This window comes from Flavobacterium erigeronis, from assembly GCF_054075165.1.
The window spans coordinates 664,710-684,519 of sequence record NZ_JBSKGP010000001.1 but is presented as its reverse complement, the minus strand read 5'-3'; the positions used below and the strand labels follow the sequence as shown (position 1 = coordinate 684,519).

The following is a 19,810-nucleotide window of genomic DNA, read 5'->3' as shown; positions in this document are numbered from 1 at the left end:
TATGCCTTAGAATTTGGAATACAAGAGAAGTAATTTTTAACAGTAACTAAAATTAGAACAATGAAAACAATTACAAGTTTGGTTTTATTAGCAGTATTATTTTGGGGTTGTCAAAATGAAGATATTGTCCCAACAGAGGAAACAGCAACAGCTGCAAATGCTCAGGATTCACAGGTTACCAATTCAACCGCTAAAACAGTCAGCGGAAATGTGCCATCGCACGATCCGAGTACGATTGTAAAAAGCGGCGTTAATTATTATGTATTTACCACTGGAGATAATATTCCAGTTACTTATTCAAGAGATTTAATCAACTGGTCTTGGGGAACATCAGTATTCTCATCAACGCCAAGTTGGATTACGGGTTATGTTCCAGGATTTACAAAAACATTTTGGGCGCCAGATGTGGCTTGGTTCAATAACAGATGGAATATGTATTATTCTTGCTCGACATTTGGCTCTGCAACTTCAGCAATTGGATTGGTTACGACGCCGTCCATTTCGCAAAGCGCAGGAACAAACTGGACAGACAGAGGAGTCGTAGTTTCGTCTTCATCAGCCTCAGATGTTAATGCGATTGATCCATCAATTTTAGTGGATGGTTCCAATGTTTATATGGCTTATGGTTCTTGGCATGCCGGAATTGGCGTTGTTCAAATTAATCCTTCAACAGGAAAAACAATTGGAAGTAGAACTATTGTTGCAGGCGGAAACGGCGCATCTTGGGAAGCTCCTTGTTTAATTAAAGAAGGAAGTTATTACTATATGTTTGTTAACCGCGGCACTTGTTGCAATGGCGTAAACAGTACCTATTACATTGTTGTCGGACGCTCTACAAGTCCGTTTGGACCTTTTGTAGACAAAAATGGAGTTTCTTTAAAAAGCGGTGGCGGAACAACCGTTTTGGCTTCACAAGGCAATTACGTTGGGCCAGGACATTTGTCTAGAATTACAGGAACTCAAAAAGGAGCTGTTCATTATTACAACGCAGCCGATAACGGAAACCCAAAACTCGAAATCGTATACTTTACATGGTCATCTGGATGGCCAACACTTTCTTATTAAAAAACTAAAATTCAGAGGAAAGTTTTCGGACTTTCCTCTACAACAAAAACCACTATGAAAAAAGCACTTTTAATCTCATTTCTTATTACGTTTTGTAGTCAGTTAAATTTCGCGCAGACGACAATAACCATTAAAAATTCTGCTGATGCACCAACAATTGACAAAAATATTTACGGTCATTTTGCAGAACATTTAGGACGCTGTATTTACGGAGGATTTTTTGTGGGCGACACTTCGAAAATTCCAAATACAAACGGAGTAAGAAATGATATTGTAAAGGCTTTAAAAGAATTGAAAATTCCAAATTTAAGATGGCCTGGAGGCTGTTTTGCTGATACCTACCACTGGAAAGACGGAATTGGACCGCAAAACGAAAGACCAACAATTGTAAACAAATGGTGGGGAGGTACAACAGAAGACAACAGTTTTGGAACGCATGATTTCTTGAACATGTGCGAACTTCTAGGCGCAGAACCGTATTTGTCTGGAAACGTAGGAAGCGGAACCGTTCAGGAATTGGCTGACTGGGTTCAGTACACCAATTTTGGAGGTAAAAGTCCGATGAGTGATTTGCGTGTAAAGAATGGAAGAAAAGAACCTTGGAAAGTAAAATATTGGGGAATTGGAAATGAAGCTTGGGGATGCGGAGGAAATATGACCGCAGAATACTATGCAGGCGAATACCGCAAATACGCAACTTTCATGTCGGACTGGGAAAATACCGGCGGAATCACACGTATTGCATCAGGATCTAATAGTTCTGATTACAATTGGACAGAAGTTTTAATGAAAGGAATTCCGTTAAATATGTTAGGCGGAGTTGGTGTTCACCATTATGCTGTAATTGACTGGGGCAAAAAAGGAAGCGACAGAGAATTTACAGAAGAAGGCTATTTCAAAACCATGCAATCCGCTTTAAAAATGGAAGAATTGGTTACCAAACATTCTGCGATTATGGACAAATACGATCCAGAGAAAAAAGTAGCCATGATTGTAGACGAATGGGGCGGCTGGTACGAAGTAGAAAAAGGAACAAATCCTGGATTTTTATACCAGCAAAATACCATGCGTGATGCTGTTTTAGCGGGAGCGACATTAAATATTTTCAACAATCACGCAGAACGTGTTCGTATGGCAAACTTAGCGCAATGCGTGAACGTTTTACAAGCCGTTATTTTGACTGATAAAGCCAAAATGATCACTACGCCAACGTATTCTGTAATGAAAATGTATGCGGTGCATCAAGATGCTAAACTATTGCCAGTAAGTTTTCAATCGCCTTCTTATACTTTTAACGGAGAAACACTTCCAGCAGTTTCGGCTTCAGCATCAAAAGATAAAAATGGAGCGGTTCATATTTCTTTAGTGAATGTGGATGCCAAAAATAAGAACAAAATCGAAATTGATGTAAAAGATTTAGGAGTTAAAAACTTCACAGGAACGATTATTACTTCTGCCAAATTACAAGATTACAATTCATTCGAAAATCCAAATAAAATTGTTCCAACAACTTTTAAAGGTTTCGAAAACAAAAAAGGAAAACTTGAAATCACAATTCCTCCTTTCTCAGTAGTTGTTTTAGAAGGAAAATAAATTTATAAAGATGAAAAAATCCAATTTCATTCTCCAAACAGTTTCGTACATCGGACTCTTTTTTGTGGCACTTATTGCGGTAAGCTGCTCCAAAGATGATCCAGCGACAGAAACGCCAGATCCAGGCCCAGTGGTGAATCCGCCAGTGGTTACGCCAACTTTTAACGGGCCAACGTATGCTGACAATTATACGGCATTTGCAAGTTGGGCAAGCAGATCACAATGGAATTTAGCCAACGTTCATGATCCTTCAGTTGAAAAATCGGGAGAGTACTATTATATGTATCAGACCGATGCTTCATACGGAAATGCGCATGAAGGCAACGGACATTTTTTCTACAGAAGATCAAAAGATTTAATCAATTGGGAATTCATGGGATCTTCTATGACCACAGCTCCGGCTTGGGTAAAAGATTCATTAAATAATAAAAGAGCGAGAATGAATCCAGCGCTTCCTCCAATCGAAAATCCAAGTTATGGTTATTGGGCGCCGTGTGTTCGAAAAGTCGGAAACAAATTCAGAATGTATTACAGCATTGTAGTTACAAATCCAATCGTCGGAACAGACACCAACACGTCTTGGTCAGAGCGCGCTTTTATTGGCTTAGCCGAAACAGATGATTTGGCATCCAACAATTGGGTCGACAAAGGAATGGTCGTTTGTTCTGAACCAGATGGCGTAAAAAGTTATGTTAGAAACGGAGGAAACGATTGGGATGCTTATTTTAAATTCAATGCCATCGATCCGAGTTTTATCGAAACCCCAGAAGGCGAACAATACTTAATTTACGGTTCATGGCATTCTGGAATCGCGGCTTTAAAACTAAATCCAACAACAGGAAAACCAGATAAATTAAAAACCATTGACGATTACGGAGTAAGAATTGCAGGCCGTGGAAACGTAAACACAAACCGTTGGCAAGCACTTGAAGGACCAGAAATCATCTACAATCCAGACACACAATATTATTATTTGTTTTTGGCTTATGACGAATTATCGGTGGCTTACAACACACGTGTAGCGCGTTCCAAAAATATTCTTGGACCTTATGTAACCAATACAGGAATGAGCATTACCAACGGAGCAGAATGTTTTCCGTTGGTAACACATCCGTATCAATTTAAAAATCATACAGGCTGGGTTGGATTTGCGCATTGTGCTGTTTTCCAAAATCCAACAACCAAACAATGGTATTATGCTTCTCAAGCGCGTTTGCCTGAAGGTGTTGCTGGAATCGCAGTTTCTAATGCGGTTATGATGGGACACGTTCACGGAATTCAATGGACAGAAGACGGTTGGCCTGTAATAGAACCAGAACGTTATGCGGGAGTGCCGACAACGACTTTTGCAGAAGGAAATCTGGTAGGGACTTGGGAACAAATCACGATGAATTACCAATACAAAACCATGCAGAAAGCAGTTACGATTTTTCTAACCGCAGATAAAAAAGTAAGTGGAGACATAACAGGAACTTGGTCGTATGATCCTGCTAAAAAAATCGCCACCATAAACGGAGTAAAATGCAACGTAGTCGATGCCTGGGATTGGGAATCGGCCACCAGAAAAGTGACTTTAACCTACACCGGAATCAACAGCGCAGGATTAGCGGTTTGGGGTAAGAAAGTGAACTAAAAATTCCAATTTTTTTAAATCCCAAATTCCAAAGGTATAAGAGCTTAAAAATAAATCGGCAGAATCTGCGAGAGAACCATTTTAGCAGGTAGAAAAAAATCAAATAAATCTGCTCTAATCTGTAAAATCTGCGTGAAACAAAAAAATAAGCCACGAATTCACGAATTAAAATGACTAAAAATTTGTGTAATAAAAATAACCGCAAATTTCCCGAATTATAATTTGGTAAAATTCGAGAATTCGTGGCGAAAAAAAAATAAAAGCAATGATGAAAAACCTATTTACAAGCCTGTCCATTTTGTTCTTATCGATAGCCACTGCGCAATCGGTAAAAACAAACAATCCCGTTATCACCGATAAATACACCGGCGATCCAGCGGCATTGGTTTATAAAGACAAAGTGTATTTGTATGCTGGTCATGACGAAGCACCAAACGATTTTAATTTTTATAAAATGAATGAATGGCTGGTGTATTCTTCTTCGGATATGAAAAAATGGGAATCGCATCCAGTGCCTTTAAAAGTAACCGATTTTAAATGGGCGAAAAGTGATGCTTGGGCTTCGCAGGTAATAGAAAGAAATGGAAAATTCTATTGGTATGTAACAGTTGAACATGGCACAGTTCCAGGAAAATCGATTGGAGTTGCGGTTGCAGACAATCCGCTTGGACCTTTTAAAGATGCGTTAGGAAAAGCATTAATCACCAACGATATGACCAAATTTAGCGATATAAGTTGGGATGACATCGATCCTACGGTTTATATCGATGATGATGGACAAGCTTATTTATTTTGGGGAAATACTGCTTGCCATTATGCCAAATTAAAAGAAAATATGACGGAAATAGACGGAGAAATTCATCACATCAAACTGCCCAATTTCACCGAAGCACCGTGGATTCACAAACATAAGAGCTGGTATTATCTGTCGTACGCCTATGAATTTCCAGAGAAAATTGCCTACGCGATGAGCAAATCAATTACTGGACCTTGGGAGTTTAAAGGAATTCTAAACGAATTAGCTGGAAACTGCAATACGAACCATCAATCGATAATTGATTTTAAAGGGCAATCTTATTTCATTTATCACAACGGAGCATCGCAACCACATGGAGGAAGTTTTAGAAGGTCAGTCTGCGTCGATAAATTATTTTACAACAAAGACGGAACGATGAAACGTGTCGTGATGACATCTGAGGGAATTCAGTAAGGTTGTCAGCCTGCGTGGAGTCGAAGGCCATTTTAAATTCTGTTTTTAAAACTTAAATGTTCTTAATTAGAAAAGTAACCACAATCTTGTCATTCCGAGGAACGAGGAATCTCAGCAAGTAACTCCATTTAGAGAATCGTCAATCTTTGTCGAGCTACTAACGGAGATCCTTCCTTCGTCAGGATGACAAAAATGAGAATTCATGTATAATAAAGACCTACAAGGTTTTGAAAACCTTGCAGGAGAGCTCAAAAACTTACATCACTTATATGGTTTACAAAAACATAAAACAGACAATTACAACTCTAATGTTGCTGATAACTTCATCTTCGTTTGCGCAGGATATTGTCGTTCACGATCCGGTCGTCATCAAACAAAATGACACTTATTATCTGTTTTGTACAGGCAACGGAATCAGTGTTTTTAGTTCGAAAGATTTAAAAAAATGGAACAAAGAACAACAGGTTTTCAAAGAAAAACCAGTTTGGGCAGATGGCGTTGCAGCCGATTTTAAAAACCACATTTGGGCACCAGATATTTCATTCCACAATAATCAATATTATCTGTATTATTCGGTTTCCGCTTTCGCGAAAAATACGTCGGCAATTGGCGTGGCTACCAATACAACATTAAATCCAAAAGATAAAAACTACAAATGGATCGATCAGGGAATTGTCATTCAGTCACATCCAAACCGTGATATGTGGAATGCCATTGATCCGAATTTGGTTTTTGATGAAAACAACACACCTTGGCTTTCTTTTGGTTCTTTTTGGGAAGGATTGAAATTGGTCAAATTAAATTCTGATTTAAAATCGATTGCTGAACCGCAAGAATGGCATACGATTTCAAAACGTAAAAGAAGTTTCGAATTAGCCGATTCAGATCCTGGTGATGGCGCGCTTGAAGCTCCATTTATCTTTAAGAAAAACGGTTATTACTATCAATTCCTTTCTTGGGATTTATGCTGTCGCGGAGAAAAAAGCACTTATAAAGTCGTTGTCGGAAGATCAAAAAATGTAACAGGGCCTTATTTAGATAAAGAAGGAAAACAGCTCGACCAAGGCGGAGGAAGTTTAGTCGTTCAAGGCGACGAAAATTACTTCGGCGTAGGCCATAATAGTGCTTATACTTTCGATGGAAAAGATTATATGTTTTACCACGCTTACGAAAAGAAATCCAACGGAACGCCAAAATTAGTAGTCAAAGAAATGCAATGGGACGCCGATTTATGGCCTGTTCTAAAATAAATAAAATTATTAGCCACAGATTTTCAAGATTAAAAAGATTAAAAAGATTAAAAAGATTAAAATAAATCTGCTTAATCTGCTCCCGATAGCTATCGGGACTGCGGGAAACAAAATTTAAACACATAACTATGTGAATTTAGACAAATGAAATGCCTTCTAAAGACAAAGAAAAACTATGATTCTATGTGTTTAAAAAAATAATTACATCGAATAAGTCAGTATAAAACAATACAATGAAGAAATACAACTTACCAATTTTAACGATTTTCATCTCGCTTCTGGTTTTAGCTTCCTGTAAAGAAACCAAAAACAATGCCGTACAATCGAGTAAAACTTCAGCCTTAAAAGCAGGTTACGAAATTGAACCAGTCAACATTCAAAATGTAAAATTGACAGATTCATTTTGGCTTCCTATTATCAAAAGAGTGCAGGAAGTTACGATAGAATATGCCATTCAGAAATGTAATGAAGAAGGCCGTTTTGAGAATTTTTTAATTGCTGGAAAACAAAAAACAGGAACCGTTCGAGGAGAAATGCCTTTTGATGATACCGACGTTTACAAGATTATCGAAGGCGCATCAAATACATTGATTTCGGCACCAAATCCTAAATTGGAAAAAGTTTTAGATTCCTTAATTGCTATTGTAAAAATCGGTCAGGAAAAAGATGGGTATTTAACAACATGGAGAACTATAAATCCAGCAAAACCGCCTGCAACTTGGGTTCCGGTGATTGAAGGAAAACGTTGGGAATCTTTACAAATTAGCCATGAATGCTACAATGCAGGACATTTAATCGAAGCAACTATTGTACATTATGAAGCAACAGGAAAAAGAAATTTCTTGGACATCGCCATCAAAAATGCCGATTTATTAGTGAAAACATTTGGAGAAAAACCAGATCAGATAAGAGGTGTTCCAGGACATCAAATTGTCGAAACGGGTTTGTTGAAATTGTATCAGATTACGGGTAAAGAAGATTATTTAAAACTGGCAAAATACTACTTAGACAATCGCGGCAATCCGAAAGATCATAAATTATATGGCGAATATGCACAAGATCATATGCCTGTAATTGAGCAAAATGAAGTGGTTGGGCATGCCGTAAGAGCGGTTTATATGTACGCAGGAATGACCGATATTGTGGCTTTAACCAAAGATAAAAGCTATGAAAATGCCGTAAATAATTTATGGGAAAACATGGTGAACAAAAAAATGTACATCACAGGCGGAATCGGTTCAAGACACGACGGAGAAGCTTTTGGTGTAAATTATGAATTACCAAATTTAACCGCTTACAACGAAACCTGCGCCGCAATCGGCGATGTATATTGGAACCACAGACTACACAGTTTATACGGAAAGGCACAATATTTTGATGTGATCGAAAGAACCATGTACAACGGATTAATTTCGGGTATTTCGCTTGACGGAAAACAATTTTTCTATCCAAATGCTTTAGAATCTGACGGCGTTTATAAGTCAAATAGAGGTTCGTGCACGCGTCAGGCTTGGTTTGACTGTTCTTGTTGTCCAACGAATTTGATTCGCTTTATTCCGTCAATTCCGGGATTGATTTACTCTAAAACAAAGAATGATTTATATGTGAATTTATATGCTTCAAACGACGCTTCTTTCACTTTAGGAAAAACCGATTTACAGATTTCACAGCAGACTTCGTATCCGTGGAATGGAAAAGTTGGCATTTCGGTTAACCCAAAAAAAGAAAGCAAATTCACGATTAAACTTAGAGTTCCGGGTTGGGCACGAAATGAAGTTTTACCAGGCGATTTATATACGTATAAAAAAGCTTCGACTCAAAAACCAACGATTTCTGTAAACGGAGAAACTTTGACAATCCAACCTGAAAATGGCTATTTCAACGTAACGAGAAACTGGAAAAAAGGAGACAAAATTGCGCTTAATTTCCCAATGGAAGTTCAGGAAGTAGAAACGAATTCGAAAGTAGAAACCAACAAAAATAAAGTGTCTTTAGAATACGGACCAATTGTTTATGCGGTTGAAGAAGTAGACAACAGAAGCAATTTCGATAAAATAAATATCAGCGCCAACGATACTTTCAAAGTTAAAAAAGAAGCCAATTTATTGAACGGAGTGAATGTAATTGAAACCAATAAATTCAAAGCAATTCCATACTATTCTTGGTCAAACAGAGGCGTAAATAAAATGAAAGTCTGGATTGATTTTAAAAACTGAATTCCGCACAAATAAATTTAATTCAACAAACCAATATAACATGCAAATAAACCTATTGAAAAATCTGGCACTTTCAGCCGTTGTTTTTGTAAGTATCTCTTCTTGTAAAGATAAAAAAGCAGAAAAAGAGCTGTCTAAAGAAGAGGTGACGGCTACAAAAACAACTTTAACTAATAAACCTATTGTGTTGCAAAGAGCAGATCCTTTTATCTACAAGCATACAGATGGTTATTACTATTTCACAGGATCGGTACCAACTTATGACGCTATAGAGTTAAGACGCGCAAAGTCTATTGATGAACTTCAAAATGCGGAAACTTTTAGAGTATGGGAAAAACACAAAAGCGGACCAATGAGCCGTCATGTTTGGGCTCCAGAAATTCATTATTTAGATGGAAAATGGTACATGTATTTTGCGGCAAGCCAAGAAGACGATATTTGGAGATTAAGACCTTATGTTTTGCAGTGTACAGGTCAGGATCCTTTGCATGACAAGTGGATTGAGCTTGGGCAAATGCAGGCAGCCGACGCAGATCCAAAAAGCTTTACCGATTTTTCTCTAGACGGGACTGTATTTGAGCATAAAAATAAACGCTATTTCTGTTGGGCAGAAAAAACAGGCGGGCAGTTCGCTGCTTCTAATTTGTATTTAGCCGAAATGGAATCACCCATAAAACTAAAAACAGTTCAATTCATGCTAACGACTCCAGATTATGATTGGGAACGCATCGGTTTTTGGGTAAATGAAGGGCCTGCATTTCTTAAACACAATGGCAAAATTTACATTACTTTTTCGGCAAGTGCTACGGGTTCTTGTTATAGTATGGGAATGATGGAAGCAGATGAAAATGCTGATTTATTAGATAGAAATTCTTGGAAAAAATCCAGATATCCCGTATTAAAAACCAATGAAGCAAAACACATTTACGGACCTGGACATAACTCCTTCACAGTAGATGAAAACGGAGAACCATTAGTAATTTATCATGCAAGGGATTATGAAAAAGCAGTTGGTGATCCAAAAGTGGTACCTGCGACAGATAAAAGATCGTTGAAAGAAATTATCGCAGATCCGTTATACGATCCTAATCGTCATGCGAGAATGATGAAATTAAAATTTGATAAAAACGGTACGCCAATATTTGAATTTAATTAAAAATTTTAGTACGATTTCCAACTTGTTTTCTAATTGTTTTGAAGATTAAGATGAAATAATCGCAAAAGAATAAATGTAATGTTGACATTTATCTTTGGTTTTAAGCTTAAAGCCTTGTTTTGATGCATTTTTTATAAAAATTAAACAGCAAAATCATATTAAGTGTTTTTTGTACACTTATAAAATTATAATCTTTATATTTGTCAATTATTTAACCAATTAAATTTAGAAATGAAAAATTACGTAATAGGATTGGACTACGGAACAGATTCTGTTCGAGCGGTGCTTATTGACGCAGAAAATGGACAGGAGTTGGCATCAAATGTTTCTCATTATAAAAGATGGAAAAACAAACAATATTGTGACGCTTCTATAAATCAGTTTCGCCAGCATCCTTTGGATCATATTGAAGGATTGGAAATCACGATTCAAACCGTTATTAAAGAAAGTAAAGTTGATCCTTCGTTAGTAAAAGGAATTTGTATTGATACAACGGGATCTTCTCCAGTTCCAGTTACCAAAGACGGAACGCCATTGGCATTGACAAAAGGTTTTGAAGAAAACCCAAATGCGATGATGGTTTTATGGAAAGATCACACATCAATCAATGAAGCAAACGAAATCAACGAACTGGCTGTAAGCTGGGGCGGAGAAGACGTTACAAAATATGTAGGCGGAATTTATTCTTCTGAATGGTTTTGGGCAAAAATCCTTCACATTGCAAGACAGGACGAAGAGGTTAGAAATGCAGCGCACACTTGGATGGAACACTGCGATTTAATGACCTATTTGTTAATTGAAGATAAAGATTTAAAAACCTTCAAAAGAAGCCGTTGCGCAGCGGGACACAAAGCCATGTGGCACACCGACTGGAACGGACTTCCGCCAGTTGAATTCTTAGAAAAATTACATCCGTATTTAGCACAATTACGTGGCAATTTATACGATGAAACGTATACTTCAGATTTATCAGCTGGAAAACTAAGCAAAGAGTGGGCAGATCGTTTAGGACTTTCAACAGAAACTATTATCGCAGTTGGAACTTTTGACGCGCATTCTGGAGCGGTTGGAGCTAAAATCGAAGAGAATACTTTAGTTCGCGTTATGGGAACTTCAACTTGTGATATTCTGGTTGGTTCTTATGATGAGGTTGGAACAAAAACCGTACGCGGAATCTGCGGACAAGTGGACGGATCTGTAATTCCAGGTTTTATTGGTTTAGAAGCAGGACAATCTGCTTTTGGAGATTTATTGGCTTGGTACAAAGAATTATTGATGTGGCCGACAGAACATTTATTAGGTTCATCTTCTGTTTTAAATGACGCTCAAAAAGAACAATTAAGAGAAGAATTCAGCGATAAATTGATTGTAGAACTAACTAAAGAAGCAGAGAAAATTCCAGTTTCAGAAAGTCTTCCAATTGCTTTAGACTGGATCAACGGACGTAGAACTCCAGATGCCAATCAGAAAGTAAAAAGTGCAATTTCTAATTTATCATTAGGAACAAAAGCGCCACATATTTTCAAAGCTTTAGTAAACGCTATCTGTTTTGGAGCGAAGAAAATTGTAGACCGTTTTGAAGAAGAAGGTGTAAAAATCGACAGCGTTATCGGAATTGGCGGTGTTGCCCGTAAATCTCCTTTTATAATGCAGACTTTGGCTAACGTTTTAAATAAGCCAATTAAAATTGCAGCTTCAGACCAAACTCCAGCTTTAGGTGCGGCAATATACGCAGCGGTCGCAGCAGGAATTTATCCAAACGTAATCGAAGCAAGCCAAAAAATCGGAAGTGATTTTGACGGAGAATATTTTCCTCAAACAGATAAAGTAGAAGCATATCATAAACTGCTTTTAGCTTACGAACAATTAAGTGCTTTCGCTGATCCAACTATTAAAATTTCTCAAAATGAGTTCTCTTTATAAAGATTTAAAACAAGAATGCTACGAGGCAAATATGCAGTTAAACGCATTGAATCTTGTAGTTTATACTTTCGGAAATGTGAGCGCTGTGGACAGAAAAAATGGTGTTTTTGCCATTAAGCCAAGTGGTGTTCCGTACGAAGATTTAAAACCTGAAGATATCGTAATTGTCGATTTTGATAATAATGTTATTGAAGGAACAATGCGTCCGTCTTCAGACACAAAAACACATGCCTATTTATACAAAAATTGGCCAAATATCGGAGGTGTTGCACATACACACGCAACGTATTCTGTTGCTTGGGCGCAATCACAACAAGATATTCCGATTTTCGGAACCACGCATGCCGATCACTTAACAGCAGATATTCCGTGCGCACCGCCAATGGCAGATCATTTAATTGAAGGAAACTACGAACACAATACTGGAATTCAGATTTTGGATTGTTTCAAAGAAAAAAATCTTTCGTACGAAGAAGTAGAAATGGTTTTAATCGGAAATCACGGTCCGTTTGCCTGGGGAAAAAATGCAGCAAAAGCGGTTTATAATAGTAAAGTTTTAGAAGTGGTAGCAGAAATGGCGTATCTGACTTTACAAATCAACCCAAACGCACCAAGATTAAAAGATTCATTAATAAAGAAACATTACAATCGTAAACACGGAAAAGACTCGTATTACGGACAATAAGAGTTTTGTTTCAGGTTTTTTTTAGTTTCAAGTTTCAAGTTGTTGGAGCGTGAAATGTAAAACGTAAAATGTGAAATGAACAAAAACAAAACAATAAAAATAACAATTCTAGTTATCAGGTTTCCAATGAACTTGAAACCTGAAACCTGAAACTTGAAACAAAATAAACAAATAAAGACATGATTGATATCTCTCAAAAAGAAGTATGGTTTGTAGTAGGAAGCCAGGAATTATATGGTGAAGAAACACTTAGAAAAGTAGCAGAACATTCACAGATAATCGCAAAAGGATTAGACGCTTCGTCTTCAATTCCGGTAAAAGTGGTTTATAAAGATGTGGTGAAATCTCCTTCGCAGATTTTAGATGTTTGTTTGGCTGCAAATTCAGCTAAAAATTGTATTGGAATTATCGCTTGGATGCACACTTTTTCACCTGCAAAAATGTGGATTGGCGGATTGAATATACTTAAAAAACCATTATGTCATTTACATACCCAATACAACGCTGAAATTCCGTGGGGAAGCATCGATATGGATTTCATGAACCTGAATCAATCGGCTCACGGAGATCGTGAATTTGGTTTTATCATGTCAAGATTGCGTAAAAAACGTAAAGTGGTTGTGGGACACTGGGAAGACCAAAGAGTTCAAAAACAATTAGGAATCTGGTCAAGAGTGGTTTTAGGATGGGACGAATTGCAGAACTTAAAAGTTGCCCGTATTGGAGACAATATGCGTGAAGTTGCCGTTACAGAAGGCGATAAAGTTGAAGCACAAATTCGTTTTGGAATGTCAGTAAATGGATATGATTCTTCAGACGTTACGAAACATATTGAGAAAGTTACAGACGCTCAATTGGCAGATTTATTGGCAGTTTATGAGTCTTCTTATACATTAACGGATTCTTTAAAAGAAGGCGGAGCACAAAGAAGTTCATTAGTAGAAGCAGCAAAAATAGAATTAGGTTTAAGAGCTTTCCTTGAAGAAGGAGGATTCGGAGCCTTTACAGATACATTTGAAAACCTTGGAGTTTGGAAACAATTGCCAGGAATCGCAACACAAAGATTGATGGCCGATGGTTATGGTTTTGGTGGAGAAGGAGACTGGAAAACGGCTGCAATGGTAAGAGCTTTAAAAGTAATGAACATTGGTTTAGAAGGCGGAACTTCTTTCATGGAAGATTACACGTACCATTTCACACCACAAAAATCATACGTTTTAGGATCTCACATGTTGGAAATCTGTCCATCAATTGCTGATGGAAAACCTTCTTGTGAAGTGCATCCGTTAGGAATTGGAGGAAAAGAAGATCCTGCTCGTTTGGTGTTTAATTCACCTGCGGGAGACGCAATCAATGTTTCTTTGGTGGATATGGGAACTCGTTTCCGCTTGATTGTGAACGAAGTTACAGCGGTAAAACCAATGGCAGAATTACCAAAATTACCAGTTGCACGTGTTCTTTGGGATTGTAAACCAAACCTTGAAATCGCTGCAACAGCTTGGATTCTTGCAGGAGGAGCGCACCATACCGTTTACAGCCAGTCGTTGACAACTGAATATATGGAAGATTTTGCAGACATCGCAGGAATCGAACTATTAGTTATTGATGAAAGAACTACAGTAAGAGATTTCAAAGATAAAATCAATGCAAACGAAGCGTATTTCCATTTGTTTCAACATGGACTGTAATCTAAGCCGCTAAGGTTCTAAGCTTCTGAGTTTCTAAGTTTTTTATTACTTTTAGCTTTTAACATCTAATATTTTACTTTTTACAAAAATTAAAAAATATCATTTATGAATGTATTAAAACGTAGTGTTTTCATTTTGACTCTTTTGAGTACGGCGATAGTATTAGTTGAGTGTAAAGGCGATAAAAAAGCTGATACAGAGAAAACAGAAACTGCTGATGCAAAAGCTTCGGTTACGATTGAAAAATCGGAATACGGAACAACTGCTAAAGGCGAAAAAGTGGAAAGTTATAAGCTGAAAAACCAAAATGGGATGGAAGTTGATATCATCACTTTTGGAGGAAGAATTACAGATTTGAAAGTGCCAAATAAAGAAGGTGTTTCAGAAAATGTAGTAATCGGTTTTAATTCTTTGGCACAATACGAAAAAGAGAATCCGTTTTTTGGAGCTTTAATCGGAAGATACGGAAACAGAATTGCGAAAGGAAAATTTTCGCTTGACGGAAAAGAATATCAGCTAGCAATTAATAACGCTCCAAATGCTTTACACGGTGGTCCACAAGGATTTTTTAATGTAGTTTGGAAAGCAGATGAGGTAAAATCTGGCGATTCTGCTGTTTTAAAACTTTCGTATTTAAGTAAAGATATGGAAGAAGGTTATCCTGGAAATTTACAAGTTTTTGTGACTTATACATTGACAAATGATAATCAGTTAGAAGTTTTATATGAAGCGACAACAGACAAGAAAACGGTTGTGAACTTGACACAGCACTCATATTTCAATTTATCTGGAGATTTTACAAAAACAATCTTAGATCACGAACTGACTTTAAATGCAGATAAATTAGTTCCAGTTGACGCAACTTTAATTCCGACAGGAAAATTAGAAGATGTTGCAAATACGCCTTTCGATTTCAGAACTCCAAAATTAATTGGAAAAGATATCAATGCTAAAAACGAGCAGTTAGAAAGAGGAAAAGGTTACGATCACTGCTGGGTGTTGAACAATCATGAAAAAGGAAAAACCATCATTGCAAAAGTATACCACGCAGCCAGCGGAAGAGTTATGGAAATGACAACAGACGAACCTGGAATTCAGTTTTACTCTGGAAATTTCCTTGACGGAACTTTACCGATGCCAAAAGGAGGAACTTTTGCACACAGAACAGGATTATGTTTAGAAACAGAACATTATCCAGATTCTCCAAACCAGAAAAACTTCCCAACAACGGTTTTGAACCCGGGAGAAAATTATAAAACGAAAACGACTTTTAAATTCTCTGTAAAGAAGTAATTTTTAAAATCTGTTAATTAGTTTAGTAATTCTAAAACCTCGAAAGTGATTTGCTTTCGAGGTTTTTTTATAGTTGAAAATTAAAGTAAAAAAGAATATCAATTTGTATGTTCTTTCTTATATTTGGAAAATAACTATCCTAAAAAAAACTTTTTATTTATGAAAAAACCGATTAAACTACTATTGTTATTGTTAATTTTTTCAGTATTTGAAACAACAAATGCTCAGGTTGAAATGAATTTCAAATTTGATACTCCATACGGTAAAAATGAAACCGTTGGAAAATTTGTTGTACTTAATGGTGCTAAAATCTATTACGAAGAATATGGAAAAGGAGAGCCATTATTGCTGATTCATGGAAATAACGGTAGTATTGAATCGATGGGAAATCAGATTGATTATTTTAAAACAAAATATAGAGTTATTATCGCCGATAACAGAGGTCAAGGTAAATCGGAGTTGAAAACAGATTCTTTAACTTATACTCAAATTACAAAAGATTGGGAAGGATTAGTAAATCATTTAAAATTAGATTCGATTAGTATTGTTGGATGGAGTGATGGCGGAATTGTTGCTTTGCAAATGGGAATTTCAGGAAAAACCAAAATAAAGAAAATGGTGGCAATGGGTGCCAATTTGAGACCTAACGGTGTTAATTCTTGGGCGATTAATGATGTTTCGAAAACGAGAGAGATGCTTGAGTCGAAGATTAAAGCGAAAGACACCAGTGAAAATTGGGATTTAGGAAAACAACTTGCGGGGCTTTTGCTAAACCAACCAAATATTCCAGCAAAAGACTTATCAAAAATAAAGGCAAAAGTTCTTGTAATAGCAGGAGACAGAGATATAATTAGAAACGAGCATACGATTGAAATATTCGAAAACATACCTAAAGCACAGTTATGCATTATGCCTGGAGAAACGCATTTTGCACCGGCTTCAAATCCGGAACTTTTTAATGCAATAGTGAATAAATTTTTATCAGAACCATTTAAAAGACCAGATTCTGACTGGACTAAATGGGGAAAATAATTTTTTGGAATTTGTTAATTTATTCTAATTTCTAAAACCTCTAAAGTAATTGCTTTCGAGGTTTTTTAGTTTTAATAGCCACGAATTCACGAATTTTTTCTAAAAAATTCCAAGTTGTGAAATTGAAATTTGTGAAATTAGATTTTTGCATGCATTTCAATTTGCATAAATTCGTGAATTCGTGGCGAAAAAAAGCAGTTATGGCATTCAAACATTTATTCAAAACCCAATTAAACTGGACTTCCAAGAAAAATGAAACAGAATCATCAAAAAGATTCTACAGTAAAACCCATCAAATAAAAATTGAAGGAAAACCAGTTTTAGACGTTTCAGCAGCAAAAGCATTCAAAGGCGATCCAGAATTATACAATCCCGAGGATTTGCTGTTAAGCAGTCTGGTTTCCTGCCACATGATGTCTTATTTATATGTCTGTTCCCAAAACGGAATAGAAGTTCTGGAATATTCAGACAATGCCGAAGGAGTTTTAGAAGTAAATCCAGACGGAAGCGGTCGTTTTGTGGAAGTTTGGTTAAATCCGAAAGTTATAATTGCGAATTTAGATAAGATAGAACTGGCTTTAGAGCTTCATACAAAAGCAAATCAATTGTGTTTTATTGCTAATTCTTGCAATTTTCCAGTTTTGCATAATGCGAGTTGTGAGGTTGTTTGAACCATATAAGAGATATAAGTTCATTTAAAGCACACTAAGTTTTATAATTTCTTATATAACTTATATGGTTAGAAATAAAACAAAAAAACCTCTTCCGTTAAGAAGAGGTTTTGTACCCGGAGCCGGAGTCGAACCGGCACGGTTTCCCACAGGTGTTTGAGACCAGCGCGTCTACCAATTCCGCCATCCGGGCTTAGCAGACGAAAAAACAATCTAAAGTGATTATTTTAACGCAATAGAATGAGTTCATTTCTGTGCCCATTCCTTTAACACGGTGCAAATGTAAAAAATAAAATTAAAAATTCTAATAAAAAATCTCAAAATTTTACTTTCAGTGTTCGATTAATTTTATAAATTTGCAGCTCGTTAAAACGAAGCACACACAACTAACTACATCCGAGACATTTAAGCGTATCGAGCTTTGCAGAAATGATAAAGTAAAATTTTATTAAATGTAACGGAATAAAACAACACATATAATGTCGCACCTAGAACCAGAAGCTAAAATTTTTGCTTGTTCACAAAGTGTTTATCTTGCAGAAAAAATTGCAAAAGACTACGGGATTCCGTTAGGAAAAGTAACGATGTCAACGTATAGTGATGGAGAATTTCAGCCATCTTACGAAGAGTCAATAAGAGGATTGCGAGTATTCATCGTATGTTCAACTTTTCCAAGTGCAGATAATCTGATGGAATTGTTGTTAATGATTGATGCGGCAAAACGAGCATCAGCAAGACATATTACAGCGGTTATGCCTTATTTTGGTTGGGCAAGACAAGATAGAAAAGACAAACCAAGAGTTCCGATTGGAGCAAAGTTAGTAGCAAACCTATTAACAGCTGCAGGAGCAACAAGAATCATGACAATGGATTTGCATGCAGACCAGATTCAAGGATTCTTTGAAAAACCAGTAGATCATTTATTTGCATCTACAATCTTTTTACCATACGTAGAAAGTTTAAATTTAGAAAATTTGACAATTGCATCTCCAGATATGGGAGGTTCAAAAAGAGCATATGCTTACTCTAAGTTTTTAGAATCAGATGTAGTAATCTGTTACAAACAAAGAAAAGCAGCCAACGTTATCGACACTATGGAGCTAATTGGTGAAGTAAAAGGACGTAACGTAATCTTAGTAGACGACATGATCGATACAGGAGGAACTTTAGCGAAAGCTGCCGACCTAATGATCGAAAAAGGAGCACTAAGTGTAAGAGCAATTTGTACACACGCTATTTTATCTGGCGGTGCGTACGAGAAAATTGAAAACTCTAAACTAACAGAATTAATCGTAACAGATTCTATTCCGTTAAAGAAAGAGTCAAAGAAAATAAAAGTGGTAAGCTGCGCGCCTCTATTTGCTGAGGTAATGCAAATGGTTCACCACAACAATTCCATCAGTGGAAAATTTATAATGTAGTCATTGCGAAGAACGAAGCAATCTCACTACAATAAGAATTAGAATATTTATTTAATAACTATATTTTTTTACAATGAAATCGATTACAATTAAAGGATCAGAAAGAGAAAGCGTGGGCAAAGTGTCAACTAAAGCCTTACGTAATGCTGGACAGGTACCTTGCGTTTTATACGGAGGAAACCAAGCAGTACATTTCTCAGCAGACGTTACTGCATTCAAAAACTTGGTTTACACTCCAAACGCTCACACAGTTGTGATCGAACTTGGAAAAGGAAAATCGTTCAATGCAATTTTGCAAGATATCCAAGTTCACCCAGTATCTGACAAAATTTTACACATTGACTTCTTCCAATTATTTGATGACAAAGAAATCACTATGGAAGTTCCTGTGAAAATCGTTGGTACATCTAAAGGTGTTCTTGCGGGAGGTGTTTTACGTTTGAACCAACGTAAATTGAAAGTTAAAGCTATTCCAGCAAATCTTCCTGATTTTGTTGAGGCTGACATTACTCCACTTGAAATGGGTAACAAATTATACGTTACTAAAGTTGGAAAACCAGAGTACAAAATTATGCACCCAGACAACACAGTTGTTGCTCAAGTAAGAATTTCTCGTGCTGCTATGAAAGCTGCTCAAGAAGCTGCAAAAGCTGCAAAAGCTCCTGCAAAAGGAAAGAAAAAATAATTTTTTTTCAAACTATACAAAAAGCCTCAATCTTACGATTGGGGCTTTTTTTTTTTAAGCTTCTAAGTTTCTAAGCTACTGAGCTTCTAATATCTATTTACCTGACTGAGCGTCCCGAAGTTTCGGGAGAAGCCCCACACAGTAATTCACGTACTCCAAATTATCTAATTGCCACATTACCCTAATTATCTAATTATTTTTTAGAAGCAGAAACCTCCGTTTTCATCAGAAGTAACATTCCTGCCATCCGCTAAATCTTTTCCTGGTCTCGTCAAAAAAAACGAGACCA

Annotated in this window: 15 protein-coding genes and 1 tRNA gene; 15 read left to right on the top strand and 1 reads right to left on the bottom strand. The window is 36.7% G+C overall.

The window, feature by feature from the left end:
* Positions 1-60 precede the first annotated feature (60 nt).
* The 13 genes from ACWA1F_RS02870 (at position 61) to ACWA1F_RS02810 (ending at position 17,415) form a co-directional block, all read left to right on the top strand.
* Positions 61-1,065 carry an arabinan endo-1,5-alpha-L-arabinosidase gene (locus tag ACWA1F_RS02870; RefSeq protein WP_456891432.1) on the top strand — a complete coding sequence of 335 codons (1,005 nt, stop codon included), beginning with the start codon at positions 61-63 and terminating at the stop codon, positions 1,063-1,065.
* 54 nt (positions 1,066-1,119) lie between these two features.
* Entirely contained in the window at positions 1,120-2,658 is a 1,539-nt protein-coding gene (locus ACWA1F_RS02865; protein ID WP_456891430.1) for an alpha-N-arabinofuranosidase, read from the top strand.
* A 10-nt stretch (positions 2,659-2,668) separates the two neighbouring features.
* Positions 2,669-4,291, top strand: a complete 1,623-nt coding sequence (locus ACWA1F_RS02860; RefSeq protein WP_456891428.1) for an arabinan endo-1,5-alpha-L-arabinosidase — start codon at positions 2,669-2,671, stop codon at positions 4,289-4,291.
* Positions 4,292-4,559: 268 nt separating this feature from the next.
* The gene (locus ACWA1F_RS02855; protein WP_456891816.1) at positions 4,560-5,501 is read left to right on the top strand and encodes a glycoside hydrolase family 43 protein; all 942 of its coding nucleotides are present in this window, start codon (positions 4,560-4,562) and stop codon (positions 5,499-5,501) included.
* A gap of 269 nt (positions 5,502-5,770) precedes the next feature.
* A complete protein-coding gene (locus ACWA1F_RS02850; protein ID WP_456891426.1) occupies positions 5,771-6,751 on the top strand; it encodes an arabinan endo-1,5-alpha-L-arabinosidase in 981 nt (326 codons plus the stop codon).
* A 233-nt stretch (positions 6,752-6,984) separates the two neighbouring features.
* Positions 6,985-8,967 carry a glycoside hydrolase family 127 protein gene (locus ACWA1F_RS02845; protein ID WP_456891424.1) on the top strand — a complete coding sequence of 661 codons (1,983 nt, stop codon included), beginning with the start codon at positions 6,985-6,987 and terminating at the stop codon, positions 8,965-8,967.
* A gap of 40 nt (positions 8,968-9,007) precedes the next feature.
* Positions 9,008-10,123, top strand: coding sequence for a glycoside hydrolase family 43 protein (locus ACWA1F_RS02840; RefSeq protein ID WP_456891422.1), 1,116 nt, complete (start codon positions 9,008-9,010; stop codon positions 10,121-10,123).
* 231 nt (positions 10,124-10,354) lie between these two features.
* On the top strand, positions 10,355-12,046 hold the full coding sequence (locus tag ACWA1F_RS02835) for a ribulokinase (RefSeq protein WP_456891420.1): 1,692 nt from the start codon (positions 10,355-10,357) through the stop codon (positions 12,044-12,046).
* A complete protein-coding gene (locus ACWA1F_RS02830; RefSeq protein ID WP_134148412.1) occupies positions 12,030-12,731 on the top strand; it encodes an L-ribulose-5-phosphate 4-epimerase in 702 nt (233 codons plus the stop codon). Before ACWA1F_RS02835 ends, ACWA1F_RS02830 begins: the two co-directional genes overlap by 17 nt.
* A gap of 179 nt (positions 12,732-12,910) precedes the next feature.
* Positions 12,911-14,419 carry an L-arabinose isomerase gene (gene araA / locus ACWA1F_RS02825; protein ID WP_456891418.1) on the top strand — a complete coding sequence of 503 codons (1,509 nt, stop codon included), beginning with the start codon at positions 12,911-12,913 and terminating at the stop codon, positions 14,417-14,419.
* A gap of 105 nt (positions 14,420-14,524) precedes the next feature.
* Positions 14,525-15,712, top strand: a complete 1,188-nt coding sequence (locus ACWA1F_RS02820; RefSeq protein ID WP_456891416.1) for an aldose epimerase family protein — start codon at positions 14,525-14,527, stop codon at positions 15,710-15,712.
* A gap of 159 nt (positions 15,713-15,871) precedes the next feature.
* On the top strand, positions 15,872-16,744 hold the full coding sequence (locus ACWA1F_RS02815; RefSeq protein WP_456891414.1) for an alpha/beta fold hydrolase: 873 nt from the start codon (positions 15,872-15,874) through the stop codon (positions 16,742-16,744).
* Between the two features lie 200 nt (positions 16,745-16,944).
* On the top strand, positions 16,945-17,415 hold the full coding sequence (locus ACWA1F_RS02810) for an OsmC family protein (RefSeq protein WP_456891412.1): 471 nt from the start codon (positions 16,945-16,947) through the stop codon (positions 17,413-17,415).
* A gap of 113 nt (positions 17,416-17,528) precedes the next feature.
* Here the strand turns inward: ACWA1F_RS02810 and ACWA1F_RS02805 are convergent.
* Positions 17,529-17,608: transfer RNA gene (locus tag ACWA1F_RS02805), tRNA-Leu, on the bottom strand.
* Between the two features lie 286 nt (positions 17,609-17,894).
* Here ACWA1F_RS02805 and ACWA1F_RS02800 point away from each other — a divergent pair.
* Positions 17,895-18,836: a ribose-phosphate pyrophosphokinase gene (locus tag ACWA1F_RS02800; protein ID WP_111378835.1), complete on the top strand. Its 942-nt coding sequence runs from the start codon at positions 17,895-17,897 to the stop codon at positions 18,834-18,836.
* Positions 18,837-18,909: 73 nt separating this feature from the next.
* The gene (locus tag ACWA1F_RS02795; protein WP_306154212.1) at positions 18,910-19,521 is read left to right on the top strand and encodes a 50S ribosomal protein L25/general stress protein Ctc; all 612 of its coding nucleotides are present in this window, start codon (positions 18,910-18,912) and stop codon (positions 19,519-19,521) included.
* Positions 19,522-19,810: the final 289 nt, after the last annotated feature.